The sequence below is a fragment of the Ruegeria sp. HKCCA5929 genome (genome assembly GCF_013034525.1).
GTDB lineage: Bacteria > Pseudomonadota > Alphaproteobacteria > Rhodobacterales > Rhodobacteraceae > Ruegeria.
This window is the reverse complement of sequence record NZ_WQGE01000001.1, coordinates 506,438-533,437: the sequence shown is the minus strand read 5'-3', so window position 1 is coordinate 533,437 and position 27,000 is coordinate 506,438. Positions and strand designations below refer to the sequence as shown.

The 27,000-nt window shown below is 55.6% G+C and carries 27 protein-coding genes; 10 read left to right on the top strand and 17 right to left on the bottom strand.

Translation table 11 applies throughout. From position 1 onward, the window contains the following. Positions 1–2: 2 nt before the first annotated feature. From GOV90_RS02590 to tsf, 3 genes are all read left to right on the top strand, one after another. The gene (locus tag GOV90_RS02590) at positions 3–839 is read left to right on the top strand and encodes a lysophospholipid acyltransferase family protein (protein ID WP_171172811.1); all 837 of its coding nucleotides are present in this window, start codon (positions 3–5) and stop codon (positions 837–839) included. Positions 840–1,005: 166 nt separating this feature from the next. Then, positions 1,006–1,797, top strand: coding sequence for a 30S ribosomal protein S2 (rpsB, locus tag GOV90_RS02585; RefSeq protein WP_171090068.1), 792 nt, complete (start codon positions 1,006–1,008; stop codon positions 1,795–1,797). Positions 1,798–1,873: 76 nt separating this feature from the next. Then, entirely contained in the window at positions 1,874–2,749 is an 876-nt protein-coding gene (tsf, locus tag GOV90_RS02580) for a translation elongation factor Ts (protein ID WP_171090066.1), read from the top strand. 382 nt (positions 2,750–3,131) lie between these two features. On the opposite strand, the gene GOV90_RS02575 is transcribed toward tsf, so the two are convergent. The 3 genes from GOV90_RS02575 to GOV90_RS02565 form a co-directional block, all read right to left on the bottom strand. Next, a complete protein-coding gene (locus GOV90_RS02575; RefSeq protein WP_171090064.1) occupies positions 3,132–3,887 on the bottom strand; it encodes an autoinducer binding domain-containing protein in 756 nt (251 codons plus the stop codon). Next, on the bottom strand, positions 3,884–4,333 hold the full coding sequence (aroQ, locus tag GOV90_RS02570; RefSeq protein WP_171090062.1) for a type II 3-dehydroquinate dehydratase: 450 nt from the start codon (positions 4,331–4,333) through the stop codon (positions 3,884–3,886). Before aroQ ends, GOV90_RS02575 begins: the two co-directional genes overlap by 4 nt. A gap of 128 nt (positions 4,334–4,461) precedes the next feature. After that, entirely contained in the window at positions 4,462–5,457 is a 996-nt protein-coding gene (locus GOV90_RS02565) for an NADPH:quinone oxidoreductase family protein (protein WP_171090060.1), read from the bottom strand. 149 nt (positions 5,458–5,606) lie between these two features. On the opposite strand from GOV90_RS02565, the gene GOV90_RS02560 reads away from it, so the two are divergent. Together GOV90_RS02560 and GOV90_RS02555 are read left to right on the top strand one after the other, a co-directional pair. Beyond that, positions 5,607–6,425 (top strand): SDR family oxidoreductase, encoded by an 819-nt coding sequence (locus GOV90_RS02560; protein WP_171090058.1) that lies wholly within the window; start codon positions 5,607–5,609, stop codon positions 6,423–6,425. Positions 6,426–6,439: 14 nt separating this feature from the next. Next, positions 6,440–7,474, top strand: a complete 1,035-nt coding sequence (locus GOV90_RS02555; protein WP_171090055.1) for a phosphotransferase — start codon at positions 6,440–6,442, stop codon at positions 7,472–7,474. An 18-nt stretch (positions 7,475–7,492) separates the two neighbouring features. Here the strand turns inward: GOV90_RS02555 and GOV90_RS02550 are convergent, their stop codons facing one another. Continuing rightward, complete coding sequence (locus GOV90_RS02550; RefSeq protein WP_171090053.1) at positions 7,493–8,104, bottom strand: 2-hydroxychromene-2-carboxylate isomerase; 612 nt, start codon at positions 8,102–8,104, stop codon at positions 7,493–7,495. Between the two features lie 196 nt (positions 8,105–8,300). Between GOV90_RS02550 and GOV90_RS02545 the strand changes: the two genes are divergently transcribed. Together GOV90_RS02545 and GOV90_RS02540 are read left to right on the top strand one after the other, a co-directional pair. Beyond that, on the top strand, positions 8,301–9,533 hold the full coding sequence (locus tag GOV90_RS02545; RefSeq protein WP_171091157.1) for a serine hydrolase: 1,233 nt from the start codon (positions 8,301–8,303) through the stop codon (positions 9,531–9,533). A 52-nt stretch (positions 9,534–9,585) separates the two neighbouring features. Continuing rightward, positions 9,586–10,455, top strand: coding sequence for an acyl-CoA thioesterase II (locus GOV90_RS02540; RefSeq protein ID WP_171090050.1), 870 nt, complete (start codon positions 9,586–9,588; stop codon positions 10,453–10,455). Between the two features lie 2 nt (positions 10,456–10,457). Here GOV90_RS02540 and GOV90_RS02535 read toward each other — a convergent pair whose 3' ends face one another. From GOV90_RS02535 to GOV90_RS02485, 11 genes are all read right to left on the bottom strand, one after another. After that, on the bottom strand, positions 10,458–11,219 hold the full coding sequence (locus GOV90_RS02535; protein ID WP_171172810.1) for an SDR family oxidoreductase: 762 nt from the start codon (positions 11,217–11,219) through the stop codon (positions 10,458–10,460). 238 nt (positions 11,220–11,457) lie between these two features. Then, positions 11,458–12,147, bottom strand: coding sequence for a phosphate regulon transcriptional regulator PhoB (gene phoB / locus GOV90_RS02530; protein ID WP_171090046.1), 690 nt, complete (start codon positions 12,145–12,147; stop codon positions 11,458–11,460). A gap of 12 nt (positions 12,148–12,159) precedes the next feature. Beyond that, positions 12,160–12,861 (bottom strand): phosphate signaling complex protein PhoU, encoded by a 702-nt coding sequence (gene phoU / locus GOV90_RS02525; protein WP_171090044.1) that lies wholly within the window; start codon positions 12,859–12,861, stop codon positions 12,160–12,162. 16 nt (positions 12,862–12,877) lie between these two features. Then, a complete protein-coding gene (gene pstB / locus GOV90_RS02520; protein ID WP_171090042.1) occupies positions 12,878–13,675 on the bottom strand; it encodes a phosphate ABC transporter ATP-binding protein PstB in 798 nt (265 codons plus the stop codon). A 13-nt stretch (positions 13,676–13,688) separates the two neighbouring features. Then, complete coding sequence (gene pstA / locus GOV90_RS02515) at positions 13,689–15,020, bottom strand: phosphate ABC transporter permease PstA (protein ID WP_171090040.1); 1,332 nt, start codon at positions 15,018–15,020, stop codon at positions 13,689–13,691. After that, the gene (pstC, locus tag GOV90_RS02510; RefSeq protein WP_171090038.1) at positions 15,017–16,489 is read right to left on the bottom strand and encodes a phosphate ABC transporter permease subunit PstC; all 1,473 of its coding nucleotides are present in this window, start codon (positions 16,487–16,489) and stop codon (positions 15,017–15,019) included. Before pstC ends, pstA begins: the two co-directional genes overlap by 4 nt. A gap of 93 nt (positions 16,490–16,582) precedes the next feature. Then, entirely contained in the window at positions 16,583–17,623 is a 1,041-nt protein-coding gene (locus tag GOV90_RS02505) for a substrate-binding domain-containing protein (RefSeq protein WP_171090036.1), read from the bottom strand. Between the two features lie 193 nt (positions 17,624–17,816). Further along, positions 17,817–18,863, bottom strand: a complete 1,047-nt coding sequence (locus GOV90_RS02500) for an ATP-binding protein (protein WP_171090034.1) — start codon at positions 18,861–18,863, stop codon at positions 17,817–17,819. A gap of 28 nt (positions 18,864–18,891) precedes the next feature. Further along, positions 18,892–19,416 (bottom strand): gamma carbonic anhydrase family protein, encoded by a 525-nt coding sequence (locus GOV90_RS02495; protein ID WP_171090032.1) that lies wholly within the window; start codon positions 19,414–19,416, stop codon positions 18,892–18,894. Then, positions 19,413–20,054 carry a guanylate kinase gene (gene gmk / locus GOV90_RS02490; protein ID WP_171090030.1) on the bottom strand — a complete coding sequence of 214 codons (642 nt, stop codon included), beginning with the start codon at positions 20,052–20,054 and terminating at the stop codon, positions 19,413–19,415. Before gmk ends, GOV90_RS02495 begins: the two co-directional genes overlap by 4 nt. A gap of 17 nt (positions 20,055–20,071) precedes the next feature. Next, entirely contained in the window at positions 20,072–20,962 is an 891-nt protein-coding gene (locus GOV90_RS02485; protein ID WP_171090028.1) for a YicC/YloC family endoribonuclease, read from the bottom strand. A 244-nt stretch (positions 20,963–21,206) separates the two neighbouring features. Between GOV90_RS02485 and GOV90_RS02480 the strand changes: the two genes are divergently transcribed. Further along, positions 21,207–21,881, top strand: a complete 675-nt coding sequence (locus GOV90_RS02480) for a PAS domain-containing protein (protein ID WP_171090026.1) — start codon at positions 21,207–21,209, stop codon at positions 21,879–21,881. 61 nt (positions 21,882–21,942) lie between these two features. Here the strand turns inward: GOV90_RS02480 and GOV90_RS02475 are convergent, their stop codons facing one another. Beyond that, entirely contained in the window at positions 21,943–23,313 is a 1,371-nt protein-coding gene (locus tag GOV90_RS02475) for a class II 3-deoxy-7-phosphoheptulonate synthase (RefSeq protein WP_171090023.1), read from the bottom strand. Between the two features lie 169 nt (positions 23,314–23,482). Here GOV90_RS02475 and GOV90_RS02470 point away from each other — a divergent pair, with 169 nt between their 5' ends. Next, the gene (locus tag GOV90_RS02470) at positions 23,483–24,487 is read left to right on the top strand and encodes a GlxA family transcriptional regulator (RefSeq protein ID WP_171090021.1); all 1,005 of its coding nucleotides are present in this window, start codon (positions 23,483–23,485) and stop codon (positions 24,485–24,487) included. Here GOV90_RS02470 and GOV90_RS02465 read toward each other — a convergent pair. Continuing rightward, positions 24,484–25,581, bottom strand: coding sequence for a PQQ-dependent sugar dehydrogenase (locus tag GOV90_RS02465; RefSeq protein ID WP_171090019.1), 1,098 nt, complete (start codon positions 25,579–25,581; stop codon positions 24,484–24,486). The two genes, GOV90_RS02470 and GOV90_RS02465, sit on opposite strands and share 4 nt — an antisense overlap. A 155-nt stretch (positions 25,582–25,736) precedes the next feature. Here GOV90_RS02465 and GOV90_RS02460 point away from each other — a divergent pair, with 155 nt between their 5' ends. Then, positions 25,737–26,918, top strand: coding sequence for an ABC transporter substrate-binding protein (locus GOV90_RS02460; RefSeq protein ID WP_171090017.1), 1,182 nt, complete (start codon positions 25,737–25,739; stop codon positions 26,916–26,918). Positions 26,919–27,000: the final 82 nt, after the last annotated feature.

Sequence of the window (27,000 nt, the reverse complement as noted above, 5' to 3'; positions counted from 1 at the left end):
CTGTGAACGATCCGCTTTGGAACAGTGAGGATGAACCCGATCCGATCGTCCTTGGAGTGATTGGTTGGCTGCTGGTAATCCTTCGAGGACTGCCTCTGGCCGTTCTGGTCTTTGGTGGCTTGATCGTGCTTTTGGCCGTGCGAATGGTTGAGTATCCGTTGTGCGGGGTGCGCAGACCCGTCACGCCCTTCATCACGCAATTTGTGTGCCGTAACGCATTTCGCATTCTTGGGATGGGGTTCCGAACCTCGGGCGTGTTGATGAAAGAGCAGGGGGCGGTGGTGGCCAATCATACCTCTTGGTTGGACATCTTTGCCCTGAACGCGCGTAAGAGGGTCTATTTTGTGTCTAAGGCCGAAGTCGCGAAATGGCCCGGAATCGGATGGTTGGCTCGCGCCACCGGCACCGTGTTCATCCAACGGGACCGTGCAAAAGCCAAAGAACAGACCAAACTGTTCGAAACCCGCCTGAAAGCGGGCCACAAGCTGTTGTTCTTTCCCGAAGGCACTTCGACGGATGGATTGCGAGTTTTGCCATTCAAAACAACGCTTTTCGCTGCGTTCTTCGCAGATGAGTTGCGCGACTTCATGTATATCCAACCGGTTTCGGTTGTTTTTCATGCGCCCAAAGGGCAACCCAAACGGTTCTACGGCTGGTGGGGCGATATGGAGTTCGGCCCGCATTTGCTCAAGACACTTGGGGCGCGCAGGCAAGGTTCTGTTGAACTGATTTATCACGCTCCGGCAAAGGTCAGTGATTTTGAAAACCGAAAGGCACTGGCGGCACATTGTGAGGAGGCGGTCAGGCACGCGCATGCTTTGGCTTTGCTTGAAAAATAAGGGCGATTGGCCCTTGCACTGCATCAAAACCTGCCGTATACGCGCGCCATTCAAACCCACAGGCGGGGTTTGGGCTTTTTGAGGGAGACATCCTCATCAAGACCGCCGGTTGGAGCATCCGCTTCTTTCACCCCCGCCCAGGCGTAAACCGGAAAAGGAAAATAGCATGGCTCTTCCCGAGTTCTCCATGCGTCAGCTGCTGGAAGCTGGCGTTCACTTTGGTCACCAAACACAGCGTTGGAATCCCCGCATGGGCCCGTTCATCTACGGCTCGCGCAATGGCATCCACATCATGGACCTGACCCAGACCGTTCCGATGCTGGACCAGGCGCTGCAGGCTGTTCGTGACACCGTTGCCAAAGGTGGCCGCGTTCTGTTTGTTGGCACCAAGCGTCAGGCCGCTGGCCCGATTGCTGAAGCGGCTGAAAAGTCGGCTCAGTACTACATGAACCACCGCTGGCTGGGCGGCACGCTGACCAACTGGAAAACCGTTTCCCAGTCGATCAACCGTCTGAACCAGATCGACGAAGCCATGGAATCGGGCGCCGAAGGCCTGACCAAGAAAGAGCGTCTGGGCATGGAACGTGACCAGGCCAAGCTGCAAGCTTCGCTGGGCGGTATCCGTGAGATGGGCGGCGTTCCTGACCTGCTGTTCGTCATCGACGTCAAAAAAGAAGCACTGGCCATCGCCGAAGCCAACAAGCTGGGTATCCCGGTTGTGGCTGTTGTCGACACCAACTGCTCGCCCGATGGTGTTGACTACATCATCCCCGGCAACGACGACGCAGCGCGCGCAATCTCGCTGTATTGCGACCTGGCCGCACGTGCCGCTCTGGACGGTATGACCGCTCAGATGGGTGCTGCTGGCGTTGATCTGGGTGCCTTCGAAGAAGCACCGGTTGAAGAAGCCGTTGCTGAAGAAGCGCCTGCCGAAGCAGAAACACCTGCTGAAGCGTAAGCTGCCCGTCACGTAATTGACATATGGGGCAGGGTAGACCTGCCCCAATTCCGTTTGAATTGAGGAGAGCCAAAAGATGGCAATCACAGCAGCAATGGTTAAAGAACTGCGCGACTCGACCGGCGCAGGCATGATGGACGCAAAAAAAGCGCTGACCGAAACCGGCGGCAACATGGACGAAGCCGTTGACTGGCTGCGCACCAAGGGCCTGGCCAAAGCGGCCAAGAAATCGGGCCGTACCGCAGCAGAAGGTCTGGTTGCAGTTCACGTGAACGGTGGCAACGGTGTTGCTGTCGAAGTGAACTCGGAAACCGACTTCGTCGCGAAGAACGCTGAGTTCCAGGAAATGGTTGGCAAGATCACCTACGCTGCTGAAGGCGTCGACAACGTCGAAGCTCTGCTGGCTGCTGATCTGGGTGGAAAATCCGTTGCAGACACCATCACCGACAAAATCGCCACCATCGGCGAAAACATGTCGGTACGCCGTATGTCCAAACTGTCGGGCGACACTGTTGTGTCTTACGTCCACAATGCGGCCACCAACGGCATGGGCAAAATCGGCGTTCTGGTTGCGCTGTCGGGCGGCGACGAAGCCATCGGCAAGCAGGTTGCGATGCACATCGCAGCTGTGAACCCCGCTGCTCTGTCTGAGGCCGACATGGATCCGGCCGTTGTCGAAAAAGAAAAGCAGGTTCAGATGGACATCGCCCGCGAATCCGGCAAGCCGGAGCAGGTGATCGAGAAGATGATCGAAGGCCGTATGAAGAAATTCGTCGCCGAATCGACCCTGCTGAACCAGTCGTTCGTTGTGAACCCTGACCTGACCGTTGAAGCAGCGGCCAAAGAAGCGGGCGCAACCATCACTGGCTTTATCCGTCTGGAAGTTGGCGAAGGCATCGTGGTCGAAAAAGAAGACTTCGCAGCCGAAGTTGCCAAGGCCGCTCAGGGCTAAGCACGTTATCGGGAAAGGCTCCACTTGGGGCCTTATCTCTGCAAAACGAAAGGGTTACGCTGTGCGTAGCCCTTTTTTGCTCGCGCAAATTAAGACGCGCTGAACGTGTGCTTTTTTGTCGTCTGAGGATGAAATGGAGGGCCCCGCTTGATGGGGATGGTCGGGGCCCCCCAAAATTCCGACACAGGTACGCGGACAAATAGGCGCCCCCTTGTCAGAGTGATCGGAGAGCTCTGAAATTGCAAAGATCCAATCGAATGTTCCCTGGCTAAAGCCACCACTCACGGAACACACTCACTTTGCAACTTTTTCGCCGGATTTGAAAAGTAGTGATTTCCTTACCTAGGGTAAACTGACGCGGGATAGCGTCAAAATCTAGCGGTCAGGCTTCCATTATAAACATCTGATTGTGTAGCGATGCCTTGAGAACGGCTTGTGCCGTTGTTTCGACCGACAATGCCTCGCGCGCGAGTCGGAGGTGCTTTTCAACCGTGGCAGAAGTCAGCCCCATCAGCAACGCGATGTCTTGTGTGGTTTTGCCGTCGCCAACCCATTGCAAAGCTTCTCGCTGCCGTTTCGTCAAAGCACGGTTTGGCGGGTTGAAGGGCAAAGTGAGAATTTTCAGATGCGCGACGTTGTTCATCAATAGAATGTCCTCGCCATGCTCTTGCCAGACGGCGTCGATTTCTTCCTGGCTCATCCCGTTTTGGGCCGAAAGTGAGATCGCGCCTTTGGACCGCATGGAGACAGAGTTGAAACTGACTGTGTAGCCAGCCACAACACCCATAGACTTGTTGAACTCGAACACTCTGCGTTCTTCGTTCGTCAAAGTTCCGCTGGCGTTCATGTCCTGAATCATTTTCCAACTGGCAGCGCCCTCATTGTCCAATGCCCATTTCAACATGGGAGCATGAAAATAAAGGCCGCCCTTCAGGAATCCGTCCACATAAGCGCGCTTGTGATTGGTAAGAATAACAAAGTCTTCAGGGTCGCCTAAGGACGTCGCCGTTCTATAGACCGTATATCCATAGATCAGGCGATCGAACCCGAATTTGCCCATTTGACGACAATGCGCATCCCACAGGTCTTCCATGGTCTTGGTATAGCTGACGTACCGCAGGTATTCGTTGAGTGTCATGCCGCGCCACCTGCTTTCAAATGCGCAGCCAATGCATCCAGAGCCAGAATGTAACCTTTCGCACCGAACCCGCAGATCTGACCCAGAGCAACCGGCGCGATATAGGATTTGTGCCGGAACGGTTCGCGGGCATGAATATTGGAAAGATGTACCTCAACCAATGGCAGTTCGACCGAGGCTATCGCGTCCATCAACGCAATCGATGTGTGTGTAAAGGCACCGGCGTTCAGAACAAGGCCTGATTGCACGCCACGCGCGGCATGGATTGCGTCAAGCAACACACCTTCGTGGTTGGATTGCAGATGCGTGACATCCAGCCCAACAGACGCGCCATGCTGCACGCATTGTTCTTCGATCATATGCAGAGTTGTGCTGCCGTAGACCTCAGGTTGACGCGTGCCAAGCAAGTTGAGGTTTGGGCCGTTTAATACCAGTACTTTATGCATGTCTTCACAATCCCCATTAGTGGTTCATAGACATCTAACGGCCGGGTTGTCTACCTGGCTTCACACAACAAAGCTTCGCCTGCGGCTTTGGTGCAAGACTTGTACAAAAGCTGTATTTTCGGTTTAGCTCATTCCATCGTTATGACCAGTTTTCCAAGCACAGATCGCTGTGACATCTGCTCAAGCGCCTCAGAGGCGCGTGCCAGGGGAAACCGGGCACTGATACGGGGTTTTATTGCCCCGGATCCATGAAGGGCAAACAGATCAGAAATATTCCGGGCATGGCCCTTGGGGTCGCGGAAAACGTACGCACCCCAAAAGACGCCCACGATCTGGCATCCTTTCAGCAAAGGCAGATTTAGGGGGATTTTGGGAATGCCTGCCGGAAATCCAACCACAAGATAGCGCCCGTTCCACGCCATGCAGCGCAAGGATGGTTCGGCCAGAGCACCACCAACCGCGTCATAAACGACATCCACCCCATTGGGTCCGGCGATTTTCTTAACCTCGGCAGAAAAAGCCTTTTGTGCGTCTTTGTCCAAATCATGCGGATAGATGATGACCTCATCTGCTCCAATCTGGCGGCAAAACGCGGCCTTTTCAGACGATGAAACGCCCGCGATCACTTTGGCACCCATAGCTTTGCCAAGTTCAATGGCAGCAGATCCAACACCACCGGCTGCGCCTAACACCAGTAGTGTTTCGCCGGTCTTTAGGTCAGCCCGGTCTTTAAGTGCGTGATAGGAGGTGCCATAGGTGAAAATGAAACAAGCAGCGTCTTCATACGGCATGCTCTCAGGAATTTTGATGGCGGTGTCCGCCCGGATCGTCGCGTGGGTCGCAAAACCATCATGCCCCGTCAGGGCAAGAATGCGATCGCCGACTTCAAATCCAGTTACGTTTTCGCCCAATGCCAGCACTTCGCCTGCGATCTCACCGCCGGGAGCAAAGGGGCGTGGCGGTTTAATCTGATACAGGTCCCGGATGATCAATGTATCGGGAAAGTTCACACCTGCAGCTTTAACAGCAACCAAAAGTTGGCCTTTTCCTGGTTGAGGGTCGGGCAGGGTGGTCAGCTCTAGTGTTTCGGGTCCGCCCGGTGCGACGCTGAGTAATGCTTGCATACGACCTCTGTTCTGCCTGTAACGTGTCATTGTGAAGTTTTGGTGCCGCTTTAAAGTTTGTCAACGTGAACGACGGCCGCCTGCCGTAACGGTAACAGGTGGATCACGACAAGCTCTGACAGGCATCAACGAGAGTGAGGAGCACCAGAATGACGCCAGACACCCTATTTTCGCTTGAGGGCAAAACCGCACTTGTCACAGGTGGCGCAACAGGCATCGGGCGTATGGCGGCCGAGGCGCTCGTGCGAGCAGGCGCGCGCGTTTTGATCGCCTCGCGCAAAGGGGACGCCTGCGCCGAGGTTGCGGCTGAGCTGAACGCGTTGGATGCGTCGGGACGCGCCGAGGGCTTTGCAGGCGACATAGGTAGCGAGGCAGGTATAGCCAACCTTGTATCAGACATTCAGAAGCGAACAGAAACACTTGATATTCTTATGAATAACTCGGGTGTGTCGTGGGGCGCGCCGCTGGGGCAGTTTCCTTATGACGCCTGGGACAAGGTGATGTCTGTCAATGTGACGGGGATATTCGAACTGACCCAAAGGCTTTTGCCAATACTCATGAAGTCAGGTACCGCCGACGATCCCGCCCGTGTGGTCAATGTGGGGTCTGTGATGGGTGAAGTGCCCATGGGGGACGGGGCCTATAGCTATTCGGCGTCTAAAGCTGCGGTTCTGCATCTGACAAAGATCATGGCAAAAGAGCTTTCTCCATACCACATCACCGTCAACGCACTGGCACCGGGGCCGTTTGTATCCCGGATGACAGCGTTTGCCACAGCGGATGAGACCACACGGGACAAAGTTGGCAAATCCGTCCCGCTGGGCCGGGTCGGACGTGACGAAGACATTGCAGGGTGCATGCTGTTTCTGTGCGGCCGGGGCGGCAGCTATGTGACCGGAGCCGTAATTCCGGTTTCCGGCGGGATCAATGTGGTGACGGCTGGTAATATTTTTGCGGAAGCCTTGTGATCGGAAGATAAGCCATGAGCAATGACACCAATCTCGATCTGGCTGCCGTGGATACGTATCTCAGCGCGCATCTTTCAGGATACAAAGGACCGTTGGAGGCAACTAAATTCACGGTTGGGCAATCCAACCCGACATTTGAGCTTCGAACGCCCGAAGCCGCCTATGTGCTGCGGCGAAAACCTCCGGGTGTGCTGCTGAAATCTGCCCATGCCGTCGATCGCGAGTTCAGAGTGCTACGCGCGCTGTCAGGCAGTCAGGTTCCGGTGCCTGAAATGTTCCTGTTGTGCGAGGATGACACTGTAATCGGTTCAGCGTTTTACGTGATGGAACGTTTGCACGGCAGGATCTTTCCCGAACCAACCCTGCAAGGCGAAAGCAACGAAACCCGCACTGCGGTGTTGAATGAAATGAACCGGGTGCTTGCCAGTTTGCATATGGTCGATATCGATGCTGTCGGCCTGTCCGATTTTGGACCTGCTGGTAACTACTACGAGAGGCAGATATCGCGTTGGACCAAGCAATATCGCGCGTCCGAGACGTCGGTGATCGAAGACATGGATGCTTTGGCAACCGAGCTTGATCGCTCGGTTCCCGCGGATGATGGGCAGCGCACCTTGGTGCACGGGGATTATCGCATCGACAACCTGATGTTCGCGCCGGACGGCACGGATTGCATTGGAGTGTTGGATTGGGAATTGTCAACAATTGGCCATCCATATGCGGATCTGGCCGCTGTGATCATGCAATGGCAGCTGCCACCGGGGAAACAGGGGCGGGGTCTGGCGGGGATAGATCGCGCCAGCCTGGGACTGCCCAATGATCAGGATTTTGTCGACCAATATTGCAAGCGACGGGGTTTGCCGGGCATTGACAACTTCGGGTTCTACCTGGCTTTCAACTTCTTTCGAATGGCCGGCATTTTGCAGGGCGTCTACAAGCGCGCTTTGGACGGAAATGCCTCGGACCCGGAGCGGGCCAAAGCATATGGTGCCTATGTTCCATTGTTTGCGCGGCACGGGCTGGAGGCGCTGCGAAGCACATTCAATTGACTGTGTAAGCCTTGGAAATCAATCGCTTTGTGCTCTCTCTAACTCTACCTTTACGTTCGGCAGGCTGTTCTTGCCAAAAAACATCTCGGTCCCGACGAACACGGTAGGCACGCCAAAAACGCCGCGGCGAACACTGGCCTTGGTTTGATCTTTCAGGTCTTGCTTGACGTCAGGGCCGGTCATGGCTTCACGGATTTTGCGCACGGGCAATTCGTTTTCATGCAAGATGTCGACAAGCACCGCCATTTCGTCGACCTTTTGCCCATGCACCCAAATCGCATCAAAAATCGCGTTTATATATTTGGTTTCCCAAGATTTACCTTTCGCAAAATTAGCTCCGCGCATTGCGAATTTGGTGTTCATGGGGAAATGCGGGCTCATGTGAAAACTCAACCCGCGTCGCCGCGCAAAGCGATGAAGGTCATGGGTCAAATAGGCGGTTTTCTGTCGGTTTTCCGAAAACGCTTGAAATGGGTTTTGATTGTGGGTCGCCTTAAAGACGATCGGCAGAAGTACAGGAACGTAATTTATCTCAACATCGTGCTGCGCGGCCAGATCCGGCAGCACTTTGTGGGCCAGAAAGGCATTTGGGCTGCAAAAGTCGTAAACGAAATCGATGCTTTGCGTCATGGTGATCCCTTCCATCCGTTTCGGGGCTCTGTTCGGATCATCACACTGCGAATCCGAGATAACCGCAGTCTAACACTTCAATGCAGGGCAAGCTTGCGTCGTCTGAGGCGAAACCATGGGTAAGTTAAATTTTCGCTGTTAACTCAGGCTTCAAACCGACACACTCAAAGAAGTTAATCGGATGAAAGAAGGTCTCATGCCTCTGCAGCCAGTGATGTTTGATCAGTCGCGCCTGGATCGAATTCGGGTCTGGATGGACAGCTATGTCGAGCAAAGGAAGTACGCAGGATCGTCCTTTTTATTGCGCCAAAACGGGTCCGAAGCGTTCTTTCATGCAACTGGTCTCAGGTCAGTGGAAAACGATCTGCCATTTGAGCGCGATACGCTGGTGCGCATCTATTCGATGACAAAGCCGATTACATCCGTTGCCTTGATGATGTTGGTGGAACGCGGTCTGTTTCATTTAGACGCGCCAGTGTCCGACTTCCTACCTGAATTCAAAGAGATGCGAGCGCTTGTTCCAGAAGCTAAATCCATAGATCAGACCGAAGATACCCCAGCACCAACTCTGCATCAGTTGCTGACGCACACCAGCGGTTTCAGCTATCCGTTCAACCCTGGAATTCTGCCCGAAGCCATGGATGAGCAAAATCTCATGTTCAAACCAAATCAAGGACTTCTGGCAGATCGCGTGCAAGATTTGGCTAGTCTTCCACTGGCATTTCAACCAGGCACCCGCTGGGAATACTCGGTCGGCACCGATGTTCTGGGCCGGGTGATCGAGGTTGTCTCTGGCCAGACACTAGCGCAGTTCTTTGAACAGCATATCTTTGAACCGTTGGGCATGCGCGAGACCGGTTTTTCGGTGTTATCTGGGGCAGGGGACCGATTTGCCTCGCTCTACACACCCCTTGCTGGGGACGCCATGGCGCTGAACTCAGCCAATCAAGGCGATGACAGCCTGCGACTGGTCGATAGTTGTGCCGGATCACCGTTCTTCGAAACCACGACCTTTTCAGGTGGTGGCGGGCTGATCTCGACGCTTGATGACTACGCTAAGTTCGCAGATATGCTGCGTAATCGCGGTATTGGTAACGGCCAGCGCCTGCTTGGGCCAAAGACCATCGAGTTCATGATGCGCAATCATTTGCCAGGGGACATCGCCTCGATGGGGCCAAAAAGTTTTGCTGAACAACCAATGGAAGGGATGGGTTTTGGACTTGCAGGGTCGGTTGTATTGAATCCCGGACGTGTCCGGGTGCCCGGTTCGATTGGGGATTTCAGTTGGGGCGGCATGGCTTCGACCTATTTCTGGATCGATTGGCAGAACGACCTGACGGCAGTTTTCTTCACCCAGTTGTCGCCATCCAGCTCATACCCATCCCGTGCTGAACTTAAGGCACTGGTTCATGCGGCCATGATTGAATGATCTCAACCGGGCTGGTACCCAAAGCGCGATTACCTAATTGTACGAGCTTAAGATGACCGAAGCGGAACGTGTCTTACTGGATCTTCTGGATATTGAACGACTGGAAGTTGATTTGTTCCGAGGCACGGGTTCGGGTGGTGAAACGCCGACACGTATCTTTGGCGGACAAGTCATTGCACAGGCTTTGGCAGCCGCGTATCGGACAGTTGAAGACCGCTTGTGCCATTCTCTTCATGCCTATTTTATCCGACCGGGCGATCCTGAAATACCTGTTATTTATCAGGTTGATAGGGCGCGAGATGGAGGTTCTTTCACAACGCGTCGCGTGGTTGCCATTCAGCACGGCAAACAAATTCTGAACATGTCTGCGTCCTTCCATGTTCAGGACGAAGGTTGGGACCATCAGCATCCAATGCCATCTGTGAATGCACCCGAAACCTACCCGTCCCGCTCCGAGCTGCGGCAATCTTATGTTGACCGTGTGCCCGAGCGCTTGCGCGGTGAATTATTGCGTGAACGCCCGATCGAGGTGCGCGATGTGGATCCTTTGGATCCGTTTACTCCAAAAGTATCTGACGACCGGAACCAGACCTGGTTTCGTATGGCTGCAGCGGCTTCGGCCGACGCGAAAACGCAGCATCTTTTGCTGGCCTATGCCTCGGACATGAACCTCATGTCTTCAGGCTTGCGTCCCCATGGCCTGAGTTGGTTTAGCGGCGAATTCAATGGCGCGAGTCTTGATCACACGCTTTGGTTCCATGCACCTGTTCAGTTTCAGAATTGGCATCTCTATGTGATGGACTCACCTTGGACCGGGCAGGGGCGCAGCTTTAATCGAGGCTCAATCTACTCCGAAGATGGCACTTTGGTGGCATCTGTCGCTCAGGAAGGGTTGATGCGCAAGGCTCATCCCAAACGCTAAAATTAGCTATTAAACTTCTGATGTAACTTAGACATTCCGGATAGCCACCTGTCATAGTCCGCAGTTTTGAGCTGCATGTAATCCAGAACTTGTGGATGCGGCAGTACAAGAAACTGTTCGGCTTGTATGGCTTTGACACAGGCTTCGGCGACATCACTGGGTTCCAGCATTCCGTCGATGGACGCCACCGAGACTTCATGTCCTTCGGTCATCTTCGAACGGACAGCTTGCGGGCACAAAACCGAGACTTTTAAACCTTGTGATCCGTATGTCAGCGCAAGCCATTCGGCAAATCCAACAGCTGCGTGTTTACTGACAGCGTACGGAGCTGCGCCTGGTTGATTTAGCAAACCGGCAGCCGAGGCGGTCGTCAGTATATATCCGCCGCCGCGCGCAATCATACGGGGAACCAGATGTCGCGCTGTCCAAACATGTGACATCACATTGATTTTCCAGATGCGGTCCCAGTCTTCATCCGCAGTTTCGATTCCACCTAGCGTCAAAATTCCGGCATTTGCGCAGAACAAATCGATTGAGCCGACCGTATCTTCGGTAAAGTCGATCAACGCCTTGATTTGGTCCTCGCTGGAAACATCACAGGGAAACGCATGTCCATTTAACTGAGCTGCCAGAGATTGTGCACCGTCTTGGTTGATGTCCGAACACACAACACGCGCGCCTTCATGCGCAAACCGTTCGGCCAATCCACGACCAATGCCATGCGCGGCACCTGTTACAACAACTGTTTTATCTTTGAAGTTCATTTACGTTCCTGAACGCTTAAAGCCAGTACAGAAACAGTGTACGTGTGCGTAACGTTAGACAAGCTACTTCTGTATTATTACCATAATACAAATTACACGATATTCTGTTCTTACCTGAGGAACTACAACTGAGTGTTTCAACTAACTGGTTTATACGGTAAAACACAGTGCACGTCGAAATCTCATACGACGTGCTTTGGACAACTATAATCCGGAAAACTTCAGTTCTGCCCCAACTTCAGCCGAGCGCGTATCCAGCGCCGCGTACCGTGCGAACGGGATCTTCTCCACCGTGTTGCGTCAAGGCTTTGCGCAAACGTCCAATGTGAACATCAACCGTTCTTGTGTCGACATAGATGTCGCGGCCCCAGACACGGTCCAGAAGTTGCTCACGGCTCCAGACCCTGCCCGGCTTTTCCATGAAGGTGCTGAGCAGCCGGAACTCGGTTGGACCAAGTTTCAGAGGCTTGCTGTCGCGGCTCACTTTGTGCGTCTCAGAATCCAGAACGATATCGTCGAACTCCAGGCGAATGCCAACAGTGGCCGGACGAACCCGGCGAAGTTGTGTGCGAACGCGCGCCATCAGTTCGACAACAGAATAAGGTTTGACCACATAGTCATCCGCACCGGTTTCCAAACCACGCACCTTGTCGACTTCTTCAGTACGCGCCGACAGCATGATGATCGGAATTGAACGCGTCTCGGGCCGGCTTTTAAGGCGGCGGCAGACTTCGATGCCGCTGAGGTTCGGCATCATCCAATCCAGAACGATGATGTCGGGGCAATCTTCATCCACCAGCAACATGGCCTCGTCGCCGCTGGCGGCTTTCGAGACGCGAAACCCTTCTGCTTCGAGGTTGTAGGCCAGCACTTCGCGTTGGGCCAGTTCATCCTCAACCACCAGAACTGTCGGTTGATCTGCGGACATTTCGGTCGTCTCCTACACGGTTTGCGACGTGGTGTCGGCCTTGGGCCGTGCCTCGGTTGGGCGTTCCCCGGTGACCAGATAGACCACCTGCTCGGCAATCGAGGTGACGTGATCTCCCATGCGCTCGATGTTTTTGGCGATGAAATGCAGGTGCATACAGGAAGAGATATTGCGCGGATCCTCAGCCATGAAGGTCAGGAATTCGCGGAATAGACCGTTATACATCTGATCCACGTCTTCATCGCGATTTATGACATCAGTCGCCAGTTCTGCGTCACGCTGAATATAGGCGTCCAGCGCATCGCGCAGCATCCGTTCGACCTCGCGCGCCATACGACGCAGAGCTGCAGCGCTTCCGTTGATCTCGCCCGCATCGACCAGGACCGTGGTGCGTTTGGCGATGTTCTTGGCATAGTCACCGATCCGCTCAAGATTGCCCGAGACTTTCAGGACAGACAGCACCAACCGCAAGTCGCTGGCTGTGGGCGCACGCAGTGCGATCAGGCGCGCGGTTTCTTCGTCGATGATATCTTCCAGCGCATCGATGGCTTTGTCGCCTTGCCGCACTTGCTGCGCCAGTTCCACATCGCGGGTCTCTAACGAGCGCGCGGCGCTCATGATGGCGGCTTCGACAAGCCCGCCCATCTTCATGATATGCGCTTGGATCGCCTCGAGGTCGCGATCGAATACGGATGCAATATGTTGTTCGCTCATTGTCAAATACCTGAACTCAGCCGATACGGCCGGTGATGTAGCTTTCCGTGCGCGGATCTACAGGGTTGGTAAAGATCTGTCCGGTTTCCCCGAACTCGACCAGATTTCCCAGATGGAAGAAGGCGGTTTTCTGGCTGACACGTGCGGCCTGCTGCATCGAGTGGGTCACGATCACCACCGAATAGCGCGAGCGCAGTTCGTCAATCAGTTCTTCAACTTGCGCGGTTGCAATTGGGTCCAACGCCGAGCATGGCTCGTCCATCAGCAGAACCTCCGGTTCAGTGGCCACGGCGCGGGCGATGCACAGACGCTGTTGCTGACCGCCCGAAAGGCCGGTGCCAGGGGCATCAAGACGGTCTTTTACCTCATCCCAGATCGCGCCACGACGCAGGGATTTTTCAACGATTTCATCCAGTTCTGCCTTGTTCTTTGCAAGGCCGTGAATGCGTGGGCCATAGGCCACGTTGTCATAGATCGACTTGGGGAACGGGTTCGGCTTTTGGAACACCATTCCCACCTTGGCGCGCAGCTGAACCGGGTCAACGCGTTTGTCGTAGATGTCTTCGCCATCCAGCAGGATATCGCCTTCGACCCTGCAGATGTCGATGGTGTCGTTCATCCGGTTCAGACAGCGCAGAAACGTGGATTTGCCGCAGCCCGACGGGCCGATAAAGGCGGTCACGGTCTTGTCTTCAATCGCAACATCCACGTCTTTGATGGCGTGAGTGTCGCCGTAATAGACCTGAACCTTTTTGGCGTTGATCTTGATGTCTTTGGAGTCCACGGCTCTCTCCACTCGTGTCATGTCGTTCATTGTTGCCCCCCTCTTACCAGCGGCGTTCAAAGCGGCGGCGCAGGATGATTGCGATGATATTCATGGTCAGCAGGAACATCAAAAGGATGATAATGCCGCCCCAGGCTTTCTCGTAAAACCCAACGTCGGCGCGCGCGGCCCACGTGTAGATCTGCGCTGGCATGGCCGAGTTCGGCTCGGTAAAGCCAGCAACGAAGCCATCGGGATAACCACGCGCCACAAAGCCCACCATGCCGATCAGAAGCAACGGTGCGGTCTCGCCCAGGGCTTGCGCCAGACCAATGATGGTGCCGGTCAGAATGCCCGGTGCGGCCAGGGGCAGAACGTGGTGAAACACGGCCTGCATTTTCGAGGCCCCTACCCCCAATGCCGCGTCACGGATCGACGGGGGAACCGCCTTCAGCGAAGCGCGGGTCGAGATAATGATTGTCGGCAACGTCATCAGGGTCAGCACCAGTCCACCGACCAAGGGCGCCGATTGCGGCAGATGCATAAACTGGATGAACACGGCCAGACCCAGAATACCGAACACAATCGACGGAACGGCTGCGAGGTTAGAGATATTCACCTCAATCAGGTCCGTAAACCGGTTCTGCGGTGCGAATTCCTCAAGGTAAATTGAAGCCGCGACACCGATGGGCAATGACAGCGCCAAAACCACCAGCATCATGAAGAACGAACCAACAACCGAAGCGCCGATGCCCGCCCCTCCGGGGTTGTCCACGCCCGAGTCTGCACCTGTAATGAAGGGCCAGTTAAATGCCTGTTTGATGATACCTGCCTCTTTCAGGGCATCGACCAGATCCAGGTCGCTGAGCTGCAGGAAGCGGCTGTCTTGCAGGGTGTCACGCGAAACGCGACCCTTGAAGTACCCGTCAACCCGGCTTGAGGCGGCCAGATCGAACTGCACCGGTTCCCCCAATTTGTCTGGGTTGTCCGTGTAAAAGGTGCGGATCGTGCCACCCACTTTACCCAAAAGACGCTCAATCGCGTCCTGATCGAAATCGACGGTTACACCGCTTTCGGTCAACTGATCGTTCAGCGCACCGATAAACAGGTCGGAATAGGCTTTGGTCTTGAACAGAGTGCCTTCCGCTTCGTCGCGTTGTGCCGGCGACAGAGTGAACTCGACGCTCACGACGGTACGCTGAAAGGCCGGGATGCCCTGCGACAGGATCGAAGCGAACAGCACGATCAAAAAGAAAAGCCCGGTCGCAATTCCAACGATGCCGTAGGCCCGGAAGCGTTTTTCTGCATTCGCTCGCTTCTTTGTCCGTGCGTCCGTGGCCATCAACGAAGTCGCGTGACGGCCTGCGTTCGGGGTGTCCATGCTTGCGTCGGTCATTCGTACTGCTCCCGATACTTACGCACGATGTAGAGGGCAAAAACGTTGAGCCCCAGCGTGAGGATGAAAAGGGTCATGCCAAGGGCAAAGGCGACAAGCGCCTCGGGCGAGGCAAAGTCTGCGTCACCGGTCAACTGGCTGACGATTTTGGCGGTGACGGTTGTCATAGCTTCAAAAGGATTGAGGCTGAGCCTTGCAGCGGCCCCTGCCCCCAAAACTACGATCATGGTTTCACCGATCGCCCGCGACGCTGCCAAAAGGATCGCGCCGACGATCCCAGGCAATGCGGCTGGCAGAACTACTTGGCGAATGGTCTCAGATTGGGTCGCACCCAAACCGTAAGATCCGTCGCGCATCGCTTGAGGTACCGCGTTGATGATGTCGTCAGACAGAGACGAAACAAATGGGATCAGCATGATGCCCATGACAATACCGGCGGTCATTACGGCTGTACCTGCCTTCATCCAGCCCAAACCGTTATCGCCGAACACATCCAGCAAAAGCGGGCCGACAGTCAGCAGGGCAAACAGACCGTAAACGATGGTCGGGATTCCGGCCAGAACCTCAAGCAGCGGCTTGGCGACAGAGCGTACGCGGGATGAGGCGTATTCGCTGAGGTAAATCGCGGCAAACAGTCCGATGGGCACAGCCACCAGCAGAGCCACCAACGAGATATAGAACGTGCCCCACAGCAGAGGGATGATCCCCAGATCCGATGCGCCGCCGCGGCCCGAGAAGCTGGGCGCCCAGGTTGTACCAAAGAAGAAGTCAGACGCGGGATAGAGTTTGAAGAACTCCCACGTGTTGAAAACCAGCGACAGAACGATTCCGATGGTCGTCAGAATCGCGATAGAGGCCGCAGCCAGAAGCAGAAAGCGGACCCCCTGCTCGACCACGTTGCGGGCACGGTAGTCGGAATGTGTCTGAAACCAGCTGATTGCGGCTCCAATCAGAGCCACCAGGATGACCGCACCCGTCATGATCGCGTAACCGGTGGAATTCATGGCGCGGTAGCTTTGTGCAGCCCGCAGAACCGGTTGAGTGATCTCGGACGTCACCACCTGCCCGGCATCTTTCAGGCGTTGCGTCACGTCGGTTACGTCCGCGCGCGCGTTGCTGGCCTGATCTTCCGAGAGCACGCCGGCTGCCACAGCGTTGTTCAGCCCGTCCGCCGTGCGGCGCACTTCAGCCATAACCAGGCTCAGGGACGAGCCTTCTTTGACGGAAGTCTCTGGGATCATTTCGGAAACCTGAGACGACACGTACAGCGGCTGGGCCAGCAGCCAAATGATCAGCAGACCAAAGGCGGGTACAATCGCTTTAAGGGCTACATTTGCGCCGTAGTAAGTTGGCAGCGAGTGCAGGTTCCTGCTGTCTCCGCCTGCGCTTTGCAAGGCGCGTGCGCGTCCTGACACATAACCGACTGCGGCGATCGCAAGCACGATCAGAAAGAGCCATAGTATCGGCATGACACCCCCGTAAGGTCTTGGCTGGGAATTTCGGAAAACACAGTTGGGGGCGGCATAAGCTGCCGCCCCCGGTCATTCAAGCCAAAGGCGGGATTAGCTGCCCGAACCCATGGTAACTTCGTTTGCGATGGCGTCCTGGGTCTTGGCCAGCTCAGGATCTGCAACCAGGCCATAGTTGGCCAGAGGGCCGGAACCGCCTGCGATTTCGTCAGCAGTAAAGAACTGTGCGTATTCTTTCAGGCCAGGGATCACGCCGATATGCGCTTTCTTGACGTAGAAGAACAGCGGACGCGACACAGGGTATTCACCCGAAGCGATGGTCTCGGTCGACGGTGCGATACCGCCCATGGTGGCCACTTTCAGCTTGTCGGTGTTGTTCTCATAGAACGCCAGACCAAACACGCCGATGCCGTTGGGGTTGGTGTCGATGCGCGCCAGAGTTTCTGTGTAGTCACCGTCGATGTCGACCGACTTACCGTCGGTGCGGACGTCCAGGCATGCGTCTTCGGCGTCATCTTCGCTCATGCCGCCTGCAACCATGGCTTCCATGGCGCCAGTGGCTTCGCAGCCTTCCAGCAGAACTTTGTCTTCGAACACTTCACGAGTGCCGTGCTTGGTGCCCGGGATGAACATTGCGATTTCAACGTCCGGCAGATCGGCGTTGAATTCGGCCCAGCTGTTGAAGCTGTTGTCGACCAGCGCGCCGTCTTTCATGACTTTCGAACCGATGGCGTTGTAAATGTCGGCAGGCTCGAACGCGGTAAAGGCAGGGCCGGATTGCTGGCTGGCAAATACGATGCCGTCATAACCGATGCGGACTTCCATGATGTCGGTCACGCCGTTTTCGGCACAGGCTTTGATTTCTTTTTCGCGGATTTTACGCGATGCGTTTGCAACGTCGATGGTGTTTTCGCCAACACCCTCACAGAAACGCTTCAGACCGGCCGAAGAGCCGCCGGATTCTACAACCGGGGTCGGGAAGTCGGTGTTTTCACCGAACAGTTCAGCAACAATCGAAGCATAAGGCAGAACGGTCGACGAACCGGCAACCTGTACGTTGTCACGGGCAGCAGCAGTGGTTGCCGAGACGGCAGCAATCGCCAGCGCAGAAGCCGACAGTTTGACAAAGGACATTTCAGTCTCCCTGAAAAGGTATGTTTGATCACCCCCATGATGATCCTGCGCGAACCCCTAGGCCGCGTGCGTAAGCCTTTTGTGACAAGTGTGTAACGGTTTTATGACAACCTGCGTTTTGTAACGCTTTACTTGTCGTAAAGTGACCCGGCTTTGCAAACGTAAGCTGCGCGAGGTTCGACCCGACAAGGGGCTAACGTGGCAAAATCACCGTGAAAACAGAGCCTTTACCCAGCTCGCTTTCAACACGCAGCCGGCCCCGGTGGCGATTGACAATATGTTTGACGATGGCAAGCCCAAGTCCGGTTCCGCCCAATTGTCGGGATCTGTGGCTGTCCGCGCGATAGAATCGCTCGGTCAATCGTGGAAGGTGAATCGGATCAATACCGGGGCCCCGGTCGATGACTTGTACGCGCACCGACGGGCCGCGCATCGCTGTGTCCCGGTCCATAGACAAAACGCGAACCAAAACGTTTCCGCCGCTGCCGCCATATTTTATGCCGTTCTCGATCAGGTTGGTGAAAACCTGACGCAGCTGGTCACTGTCGCCGGTCACTGAGACCGGACCGTCCTGAGCCTCAAGCGTCAGGTCTATGCCTGCATCCTCGGCAAGCGGACGAACAGAATTCAGAATGGATTGTAGCAACCCGGTAAGTTCCAGTTGCTCACTGGGTCGCACGCGTTCTTCGCTTTCGACGCGGTTGAGCGACAACAAATCACCGACCAAACGGTTCATCCGGTTGGCTTCATCTGTCATGATCTGGAGAAACCTGTCACGTGCGCCGGGATCATCACGCGCCGGTCCGCGCAGGGTTTCGATAAAGCCCATCAACGCAGTCAGTGGAGTACGCAGCTCGTGACTGACATTGGCCACGAAATCCCGACGCATTTGACTGGCATGTTCCAGATGGGTGATGTCCTGAAACGTGGCCAGTATGGCACCGCCGGACACAGCACCAATCCCCTTCATATAGCGGCACTCAACTTCGAATGTCGTGTCCTGCGCGCCGTCATTGGACAGGTGACGCGTCTTTTTCGTGCTCTTGGACTGAAGGCTTTGTTCGATGGCTTCCAATACCTGAGGTTGCCGCAAGATCGTGGCGAAATGCCGACCGACTATATTCAGGCCAAGCAGAGTCGTTGCATCGGTGTTTGCAGCTATTATCCGTTCTGTCTGATCCACCATCAGCGCAGGCATCGGAATAGCTCGGACAAATTCGTCTAACAGGTTGGTGGACATGACTTACATCTCAATTGGCCCGGACGCCTTACGAGACGGGTTTTAAAGTTTTGCGAAACTTGCGCATGTTTTCCTGATAATGCAGCGCGCTGAGCGTGATGCGTTGCGCCGCCGCCTCGTCCAATTGACGCACGACTTTGCCCGGCGCACCCATGACCAGCGAATTATCTGGAATTTCCTTGCCCTCGGTGATCAGGGCCCCTGCCCCAATCAGGCAATTCCGCCCGATCTTGGCACCGTTCAGAACAATTGCGCCCATGCCGATCAAAGAGTTGTCGCCAATGGTGCACCCATGCAGCATTACCTTGTGCCCGATCGTGCAATTTGCACCGATGGTCAAAGGAAAGCCCGCATCGATATGCATGACGCAGTTTTCCTGAACATTGCTGCCTGTGCCGACACGGATTTCCTCGTGATCGGCGCGGATCGTGCAGCCAAACCAAACCGAGGCACCCTGCTCTAACACCACTTTGCCGATCAGGTTGGCATCAGGTGCGACCCATGTGTCTTCGTGAATCTCGGGCGTACGATCCCCCAGCGCGTAAATGGTCATGAAAGGCCCTCGAATTCGTTTTGCAGTTTACGCACATGTTGTTGCAGCTTTGGTTGCTGGATGCGGCGCATTCGCTCGGCGCTGACAATGGTCTTCAACTTTTCTTCGGTCGCCTCAAGATCGTCATTGATCAGGACATAGTCGTAGTAGCCCCAGTGGCTGATCTCATCCCAGCTTTTGAGCATCCGCTTGCCAATGACGTCATCGCTGTCCTGACCACGTGTCTCAAGACGGCGGCGCAGTTCGGGGATCGACGGTGGCAGAATAAAGATCGACAGGGCGTGTTTACCGAGATCGGAATTTCTGATCTGCACCTCACCTTGCCAATCAACGTCGAACAGAACGTCCTTGCCAGTGTTGATCGAATTGCGCACGGGTTCAGCGGGTGAGCCGTAGAAGTTTCCGAAAACATGGGCGTGCTCCAGCATCTGCCCTTCGGCAACCTGCTGCTTGAACTCGTCCTCTGACAGAAAGAAATACTCGCGCCCATGTTCTTCACCGGGGCGCGGTGCGCGGGTCGTGGCCGAGATCGAAAATTCCAGATCCGTATCCCAGGCCATCAACCGTTTGGCCAATGTGGATTTGCCCGCCCCGGACGGAGATGACAGGATGATTAAAAGGCCGCGGCGATCCGCCATGTCAGTTGTTCCCATACTCATTCTACGTTCTGCACTTGCTCGCGCATTTGATCTATTACCGCCTTAAGCTCAAGCCCAACCGCCGTCAGGTCCGAGCTTTGGGCCTTTGAACACAGCGTGTTGGCCTCACGGTTGAACTCCTGCATCAGAAAATCCAGTTTGCGGCCCACGGCACCGTTCTGCCCCAACAGATCGCGCGCGGCTGTAACATGTGCCGCCAACCTGTCGATCTCTTCCGTGATATCGGCTTTGACGGCGATCATAGCGAGTTCTTGTGCTACGCGCTCGGGATCCGCACCCTGAGAATTGTCCAGAACCCGTGCCAGGTTTTCCCGTAGGGCTTCTGCCATCTTGTCCTTGCGCTTTTCCGCCAGTTCAGCTGCCTTCGCGGTCAAAGTGGCGACCTGATCCAGTTGCGTGTTCAGGACAGTGGTCAAGGCGTCGCCTTCAGCCCTGCGCATGTCGAGGAAGGCGCTTACGAGGGTGTCAAATTCAGCAGTAAGATGCGCAACCAATGGGCCTGGATCATCTGCGTCCGAACCTGCATCCAGCATCCCCTTTAAGGCCAACAGGTCTGATGCCCGCGTTGGTGCCAAAGAAATTCCGCGCGACGACGCCATCTGCTCTGTCTGCTCAAGCGCGGTCAGCGCCGCGTTCATGGCGGTTTCATTCAGGACTAGGTCCGGGGCCGAGTCTTCGCGGCTCAGACGCATCGACAGAGTAACATTCCCGCGGCTGAGGGATTTGGACAGTTTTGACCGCAGCGCGGCTTCTAAACCCGTCAACCAATCCGGCACGCGCAGGCGCATATCAAGGCCCTTGCCGTTTACGCTGCGCAGTTCCCACGTCCAGCTATGTGGCCCGTGCTGCCCCTTTCCCGAGGCAAACCCGGTCATGGATCTGATCATTCCTGCCCTTTCTAGCGGTTCTGCAACCTCAAACATCTGCTGCACCTAATGCTATAGGCCGGTGCAGAGCAAGTATTTGCTGACGTGGCAATTGTTTGGTGCGGGTTAACCATTCGTTAAAGAATTGCTCCAAAATTGAATTAACCCGAGTCAAACTGCCCAAAGCAATGGGTTGCAGGCCGCGGATGCTCCCGATGTGTTGCATTTTAGGAAAATGGCGGCCTTTTGGCGTAAGGGTAAGAAGATGAAAACCTTTTTCGGGATTGGTTCCGGGTCAGAATTTGGAAAGATCGTCGCAATGGATCGCTTTGACAATGGGCGCAGCCTTTCGCCGATCCGCCAGGCCGAGGCGTATTGGACCGCGTTGCTGGGCGGTGACAGCGTTCCCATGCGCTCTCAGATCGATCCGCGCGGTTTGGAAAACATCCTGGAATACACGTTTATACTAGAGCGTATCGCGCCCGGTCTTGCCCGGTTTCGTCTGGCCGGAAGCCATTTAAACGCGCTTGCGGGGATGGAAGTGCGGGGCATGCCCTTGACCGCGTTCTTCCAGCCCGACGATCGCGTGGGGGTCAAAGATGTGCTTGAGCAGGTGTTTGCTGCGCCCGCTGCTGCAGAGTTGGGTCTGATCTCGGGCGGAATAATGGGTCGCGCACGGATGCAGGCCCGAATGATCCTGCTGCCGTTGAAAAGTGATCTCGGCGATGTCAGCCGCGTTTTGGGTGTCATGGTCGCTGACGGAACTATTGGTAAAACACCTCGACGGTTCTCAATCTCGGATACGCGGGTCAAGCCGGTTGCTGATATTCAGACCCCAAGCGCAGTAGCACCACAACCTGTTCAAGGGTTCGCGGAAGACGAAGGCGAATTCAAACGCCCTGCCAATCACTTGCGATTGGTGGTGTCACGCGACGACTAACGTTTTACAAAACGAAAAACAGCGGACCAATGGCCCGCTGCTTCAATTGATTTACGACCGTTTAGCTGGCGGCGCGTTTGCTGCCGTTGCGGCGTAGGTTTGTCAGCTCTTCAGCCACAAGGAAAGCCAGTTCCAGCGACTGGGACGCGTTCAGACGCGGATCGCAGGCGGTGTGGTAGCGATCCGACAGATCTTCTTCGGTCACCGCGCGCACGCCGCCGGTGCATTCGGTTACATCCAGACCAGTCATCTCGAAATGCACGCCACCGGGGATGGTGCCTTCGGCCTGATGTACGCCAAAGAAGTCACGCACCTCGCGCAGGACAGAATCGAACGGACGGGTCTTGTAACCCGTGGCCGATTTGATCGTGTTGCCGTGCATCGGGTCGCAGACCCAGGTAACATTGGCGCCTTCTTCCTTCACGGCTTTGACCAGACGCGGCAGGTGCTCACCTGCTTTACCCGCACCAAAGCGCGCGATCAGGGTCAGGCGACCCTCTTCGTTTTCGGGGTTCAGTTTGGACATCAGAACCTTGAGGTCTTCAGCCGTTGTCGTTGGGCCGCATTTCAGGCCGATTGGGTTCAGAACGCCACGGCAGAATTCCACATGAGCACCGTCCGGCTGACGCGTGCGGTCGCCGATCCAGATCATGTGGCCAGACCCTGCCAGCCAGTTGCCCGAGGTCGAATCCAGACGCGTCAGCGCCTCTTCATACTCCAGCAGCAGCCCTTCGTGGCTGGTGTAGAATTCGACGGTCGAGAACTCGTGTGTGGTGTCCGCCGTGATCCCGGCCGCTTCCATGAAGTCGATGGTGTCCTGAATGCGATCGGCAATCTCGGAATACTTCTGCACGTCCTGTTCATCGGTGAACCCAAGGGTCCAAGAATGAACCATGCTCATATCTGCGAAACCACCGGTCGAAAATGCCCGCAGCAGGTTCAGAGTGGCAGCAGCCTGTGTATAGGCTTGCAGCATTTTCTGAGGATTCGGGATGCGCGCTTCGGGCGTGAAGGCCAGTTCGTTGATGATGTCACCACGATAGCTGGGCAGTTCCACACCATCCAACACCTCGGTTGGTGCACTGCGAGGCTTGGCAAACTGTCCCGCCATACGGCCGACTTTGACCACCGGCACTTTTGCGCCATAGGTCAGAACCATTGCCATCTGCAGCATCACCTTAAAGGTGTCACGGATCGCATCCGCGCTGAATTGTTCAAAGCTTTCAGCACAATCCCCGCCTTGCAGCAGGAAGGCCTCGCCGCGACCGGCGGCACCCAGGTGTTGTTTGAGACGCCGCGCCTCACCGGCAAAGACCAGCGGGGGATACTGTGAAAGCTGAGCCTCGACTTTGGCCAGAGCGGCCGCGTCGGTATAGTCTGGCATCTGAACCCGGGGCTTGTTGCGCCAGTTCGTTTTTTGCCATTCGGTCATAGCTTTGATCTCCGCTGAAGTGTTCAGGTGGCCTCTATACAAAAAGCTTTGAAGAGTGACCATATCCCATTTGCGCCTCTTGACGGCGCAAACAAGCTTTGATCATGGTGAGTTCTAAATCTGTCGCTGGATACGGCCGTATTCAGCGCCGAAGTAAGGACAACCCGCCATGCAAGTGCAACGCCAGGCAGTCACAGTGGAAGACGCTGAGGCCATCCCGCGCCATTATGTTTTTGTTCTTCTGGACAAGTTCTCGTTGCTGTCTTTTGCCTCGGCCCTTGATAGTTTGCGGATCGCAAACCGTATGGCGAACCAGGAATTGTATACTTGGACGCTGTCGGGCGAAGGCGGTGAAACCGTGACATGCTCAGCGGGAACCGAATTCAAGCTGGATACGGATCTTGAGGAGCTGCAACGCGATGATGTGGTTCTGATCTGCGGCGGCGTGGACGTTCAAACAGCGACCACCAAGCGCGTTCTGAACTGGCTTCGGCGCGAAGCGCGCCGAGGGCTGCGAATCGGTGGGCTGTGCACCGCAGCCTACACGTTGGCCAAAGCCGGTTTGCTCGACGACAAGAAGGCAACGATTCATTGGGAAAACTCGGACAGCTTTGTCGAAGAGTTTGACGAGGTAGAGCTGACGAAATCGGTGTTCCAGATCGACGGTAGCCGCATGACAACTGCGGGCGGAACATCCTCGATCGATTTGATGCTGAAACTGATTGCGGATGATTTTGGGGAAGATCTGGCAAATGCGGTGGCGGACCAGATGATCTATTCGTCGATCCGGACGGATCAGGACACGCAGCGCCTTTCGACACCGACCCGGATTGGTGTGCGCCATCCCAAACTCAGCCAGGTTATCCTGATGATGGAAAAGAATATCGAAGAACCGATTTCACCTTCGATTCTGGCCAAGGATGTAGGAATGTCGACCAGACAGCTGGAGCGTCTTTTCCGCCGTTACCTTAGCCGTTCGCCAAAGCGCTATTATATGGAGCTTCGACTGCACAAAGCACGGAACCTTTTGATGCAGACGGACATGAGTGTGATCAACGTAGCGCTTGCCTGCGGGTTTGCCTCGCCCAGTCATTTCTCAAAGTGCTACCGCGCGCACTACAACACCACCCCCTACCGTGAGCGTGGGGCGCAAAGCGGTCGGTTGTCAGTTTAACCCTGGGGTGCCATTCGGTACACGGCACCCTTCCCAACCGAAATGAACCAGATCGATCCATCCGGGGCCTCGACAATGTCGCGCACGCGCTCAGTCTCGGGGCCCTTGATTTGCTCGACTTCGCGCAGCGGGTTGCCTGCAAGTCGGGCGATATAATCAAACTTCAACGACCCAACGAAAATGTCGCCTTTCCACTGCGGCCAAAGTTTACCGGAATAGACCAGCAGACCAGAGGGTGCGATGGAAGGGTCCCAAAACAGTTTCGGCTGTTCCAATCCGGCCTTTGCGGTGCCCTCGCCAATCTTCTGACCAGAATAATGCGTGCCATAAGAAATGACGGGCCAGCCGTAGTTTCGACCCGCGCGCGGTTGGTTAACTTCATCCCCGCCACGTGCCCCATGTTCTGAAATCCATAGCCGCCCCCGCGCATCCAGCGCGGCCCCCTGAGGGTTGCGATGCCCAAAAGACCAGATTTCGGGTTTGACGTTCGATTGCCCGACGAATGGGTTGTCAGCTGGGATAGACCCGTTCCGATTGATCCGAATGACCGAACCCATCGGAGATGACCTGTCTTGCGCGCTGTCAGGCTTTCCACGATCGCCGATCGTTACAAACAACGTTCCGTCCCGTGCCTCAACAACGCGGCTGCCAAAATGCCTGCCACCTGATCCGCCGGGCGTGGCCTCGTAGATCACGCGCACATTGGTCAGGCGTTTTCCGTTCTCGGATAAGCGCGCCACAGCGACCGCTGTTCCAGCCCCTTGGTTTTGAGGTTTTGAGAAGGTCAGAAAGACCTCGCGACTTTGCGCGAAATCGCGGGGGATCGTCACGTCGAGCAGTCCGCCCTGCCCTGTGGCAGCGACTTTGGGAACACCGCGCACCGTGTTGGTCTTGCCGTTCCGAACGAACAGCAAATCACCGTCCCGCTCGGTTACCAGGAACGTCCCGTCCGGTAGGATGCCCACTGCCCAAGGTGTATCCAGGCCACCAACCATTTTGGTCACTTCAATGTTCCCGGCGGATGTCGGCAGGGTCTGTGCCGTAGCTGAAACAGCGCTGAGCGAGAGAAACAGAATCATAAAGACACGAAACATGCTGGTCCCTTTCGGTGACGGTCACAGAAGAATTTCTAGCAAAACAGTTAGTTTCCCGATCAGCAAAAACACGTTTGCGTTAGGACTTTTCTTTTTCCGGCAGCTTGCCTAGGGTCAGGGCCAGAACAAAGTTGTTCATAACAGGGAGTAACCGTATGAAAAAGCTGCTTACAGCAACTGCAGCAACTGCACTTCTGGCCGGCGCGGCCATGGCAGACGATGTGAAACTGGGTATTCTGATCGGCTTTACCGGCCCGATTGAATCTCTCGCACCAGCAATGGGGTCCGGTGCCGAGTTGGCAATTGCCGAAGTCAACGAGTCCGGCAAGTTCATGGATGGCGCCACCGTCTCCGGTATGCGTGCCGACACGGGTTGTATCGATAACGGCCTTTCCACCTCGAACGGTGAACGCATGATCGCGGACGGTGTTGCCGGTATCATTGGCGGCGATTGCTCGGGCGTGACCGGTGCGATTTTGCAGAATGTTGCGATTCCAAACGGCATGGTCATGATTTCGCCTTCGGCGACATCTCCGGGCCTGTCGACAATGGAAGACAATGGTCTGTTCTTCCGCACCGCCCCGTCGGATGCACGTGAAGGCCAGGTTATGGCCGACATCCTCAAGGATCGCGGCATCGAATCCATCGCCCTGACCTATACCAACAATGACTATGGCAAGGGCCTGGCGGATGCGATCCAGTCGTCGTTCGAGGCCGCAGGTGGCGAAGTGACCATCGTGGCCGCGCATGAAGACGGCAAGGCGGACTATTCCGCTGAAGTTGGCGCACTTGCGTCGGCAGGTGGCGACATTCTGGTTGTCGCAGGCTATCTGGACCAAGGTGGTCTTGGCATCATCCAATCGGCGCTGGACAGCGGTGCATATGACACATTCGGTCTGCCGGGCGGCATGATCGGTGACTCGCTGCCGGCCAATGTCGGACCCGATCTGAACGGTTCTTTCGGTCAGATCGCGGGTGCGGGTGGCGAAGGTCCTGAAAAGTACTTCGCTCTGGCCGAAGCTGCTGGTTTTGACGGCTCTTCGCCGTACTCGCCGGAATCCTACGACGCTGCGGCGCTGTTCATGTTCGCCATGCAGGCTGCGGGATCGACCAATCCGGCCGATTACGCAGGCAAGGTCATGGAAGTAGCCAACGCACCGGGTGAAAAGATTTATCCGGGTGAGCTGGCCAAGGGATTGGAGCTTTTGGCCAACGGTCAGGACATCGACTATGTCGGCGCGTCTGGCGTTGAACTGATCGGCCCCGGTGAAAGCGCCGGTTCCTATCGCGAGATTGAAGTGACCGACGGCGAAAACAAGACCGTAAACTTCCGTTGATCAAACGTAAAATACCATAAAAACAAGCAGCCCGGGCCTTGTGTCCGGGCTGTTTCAATGACAAAAGGCTGCACCTCGCGAC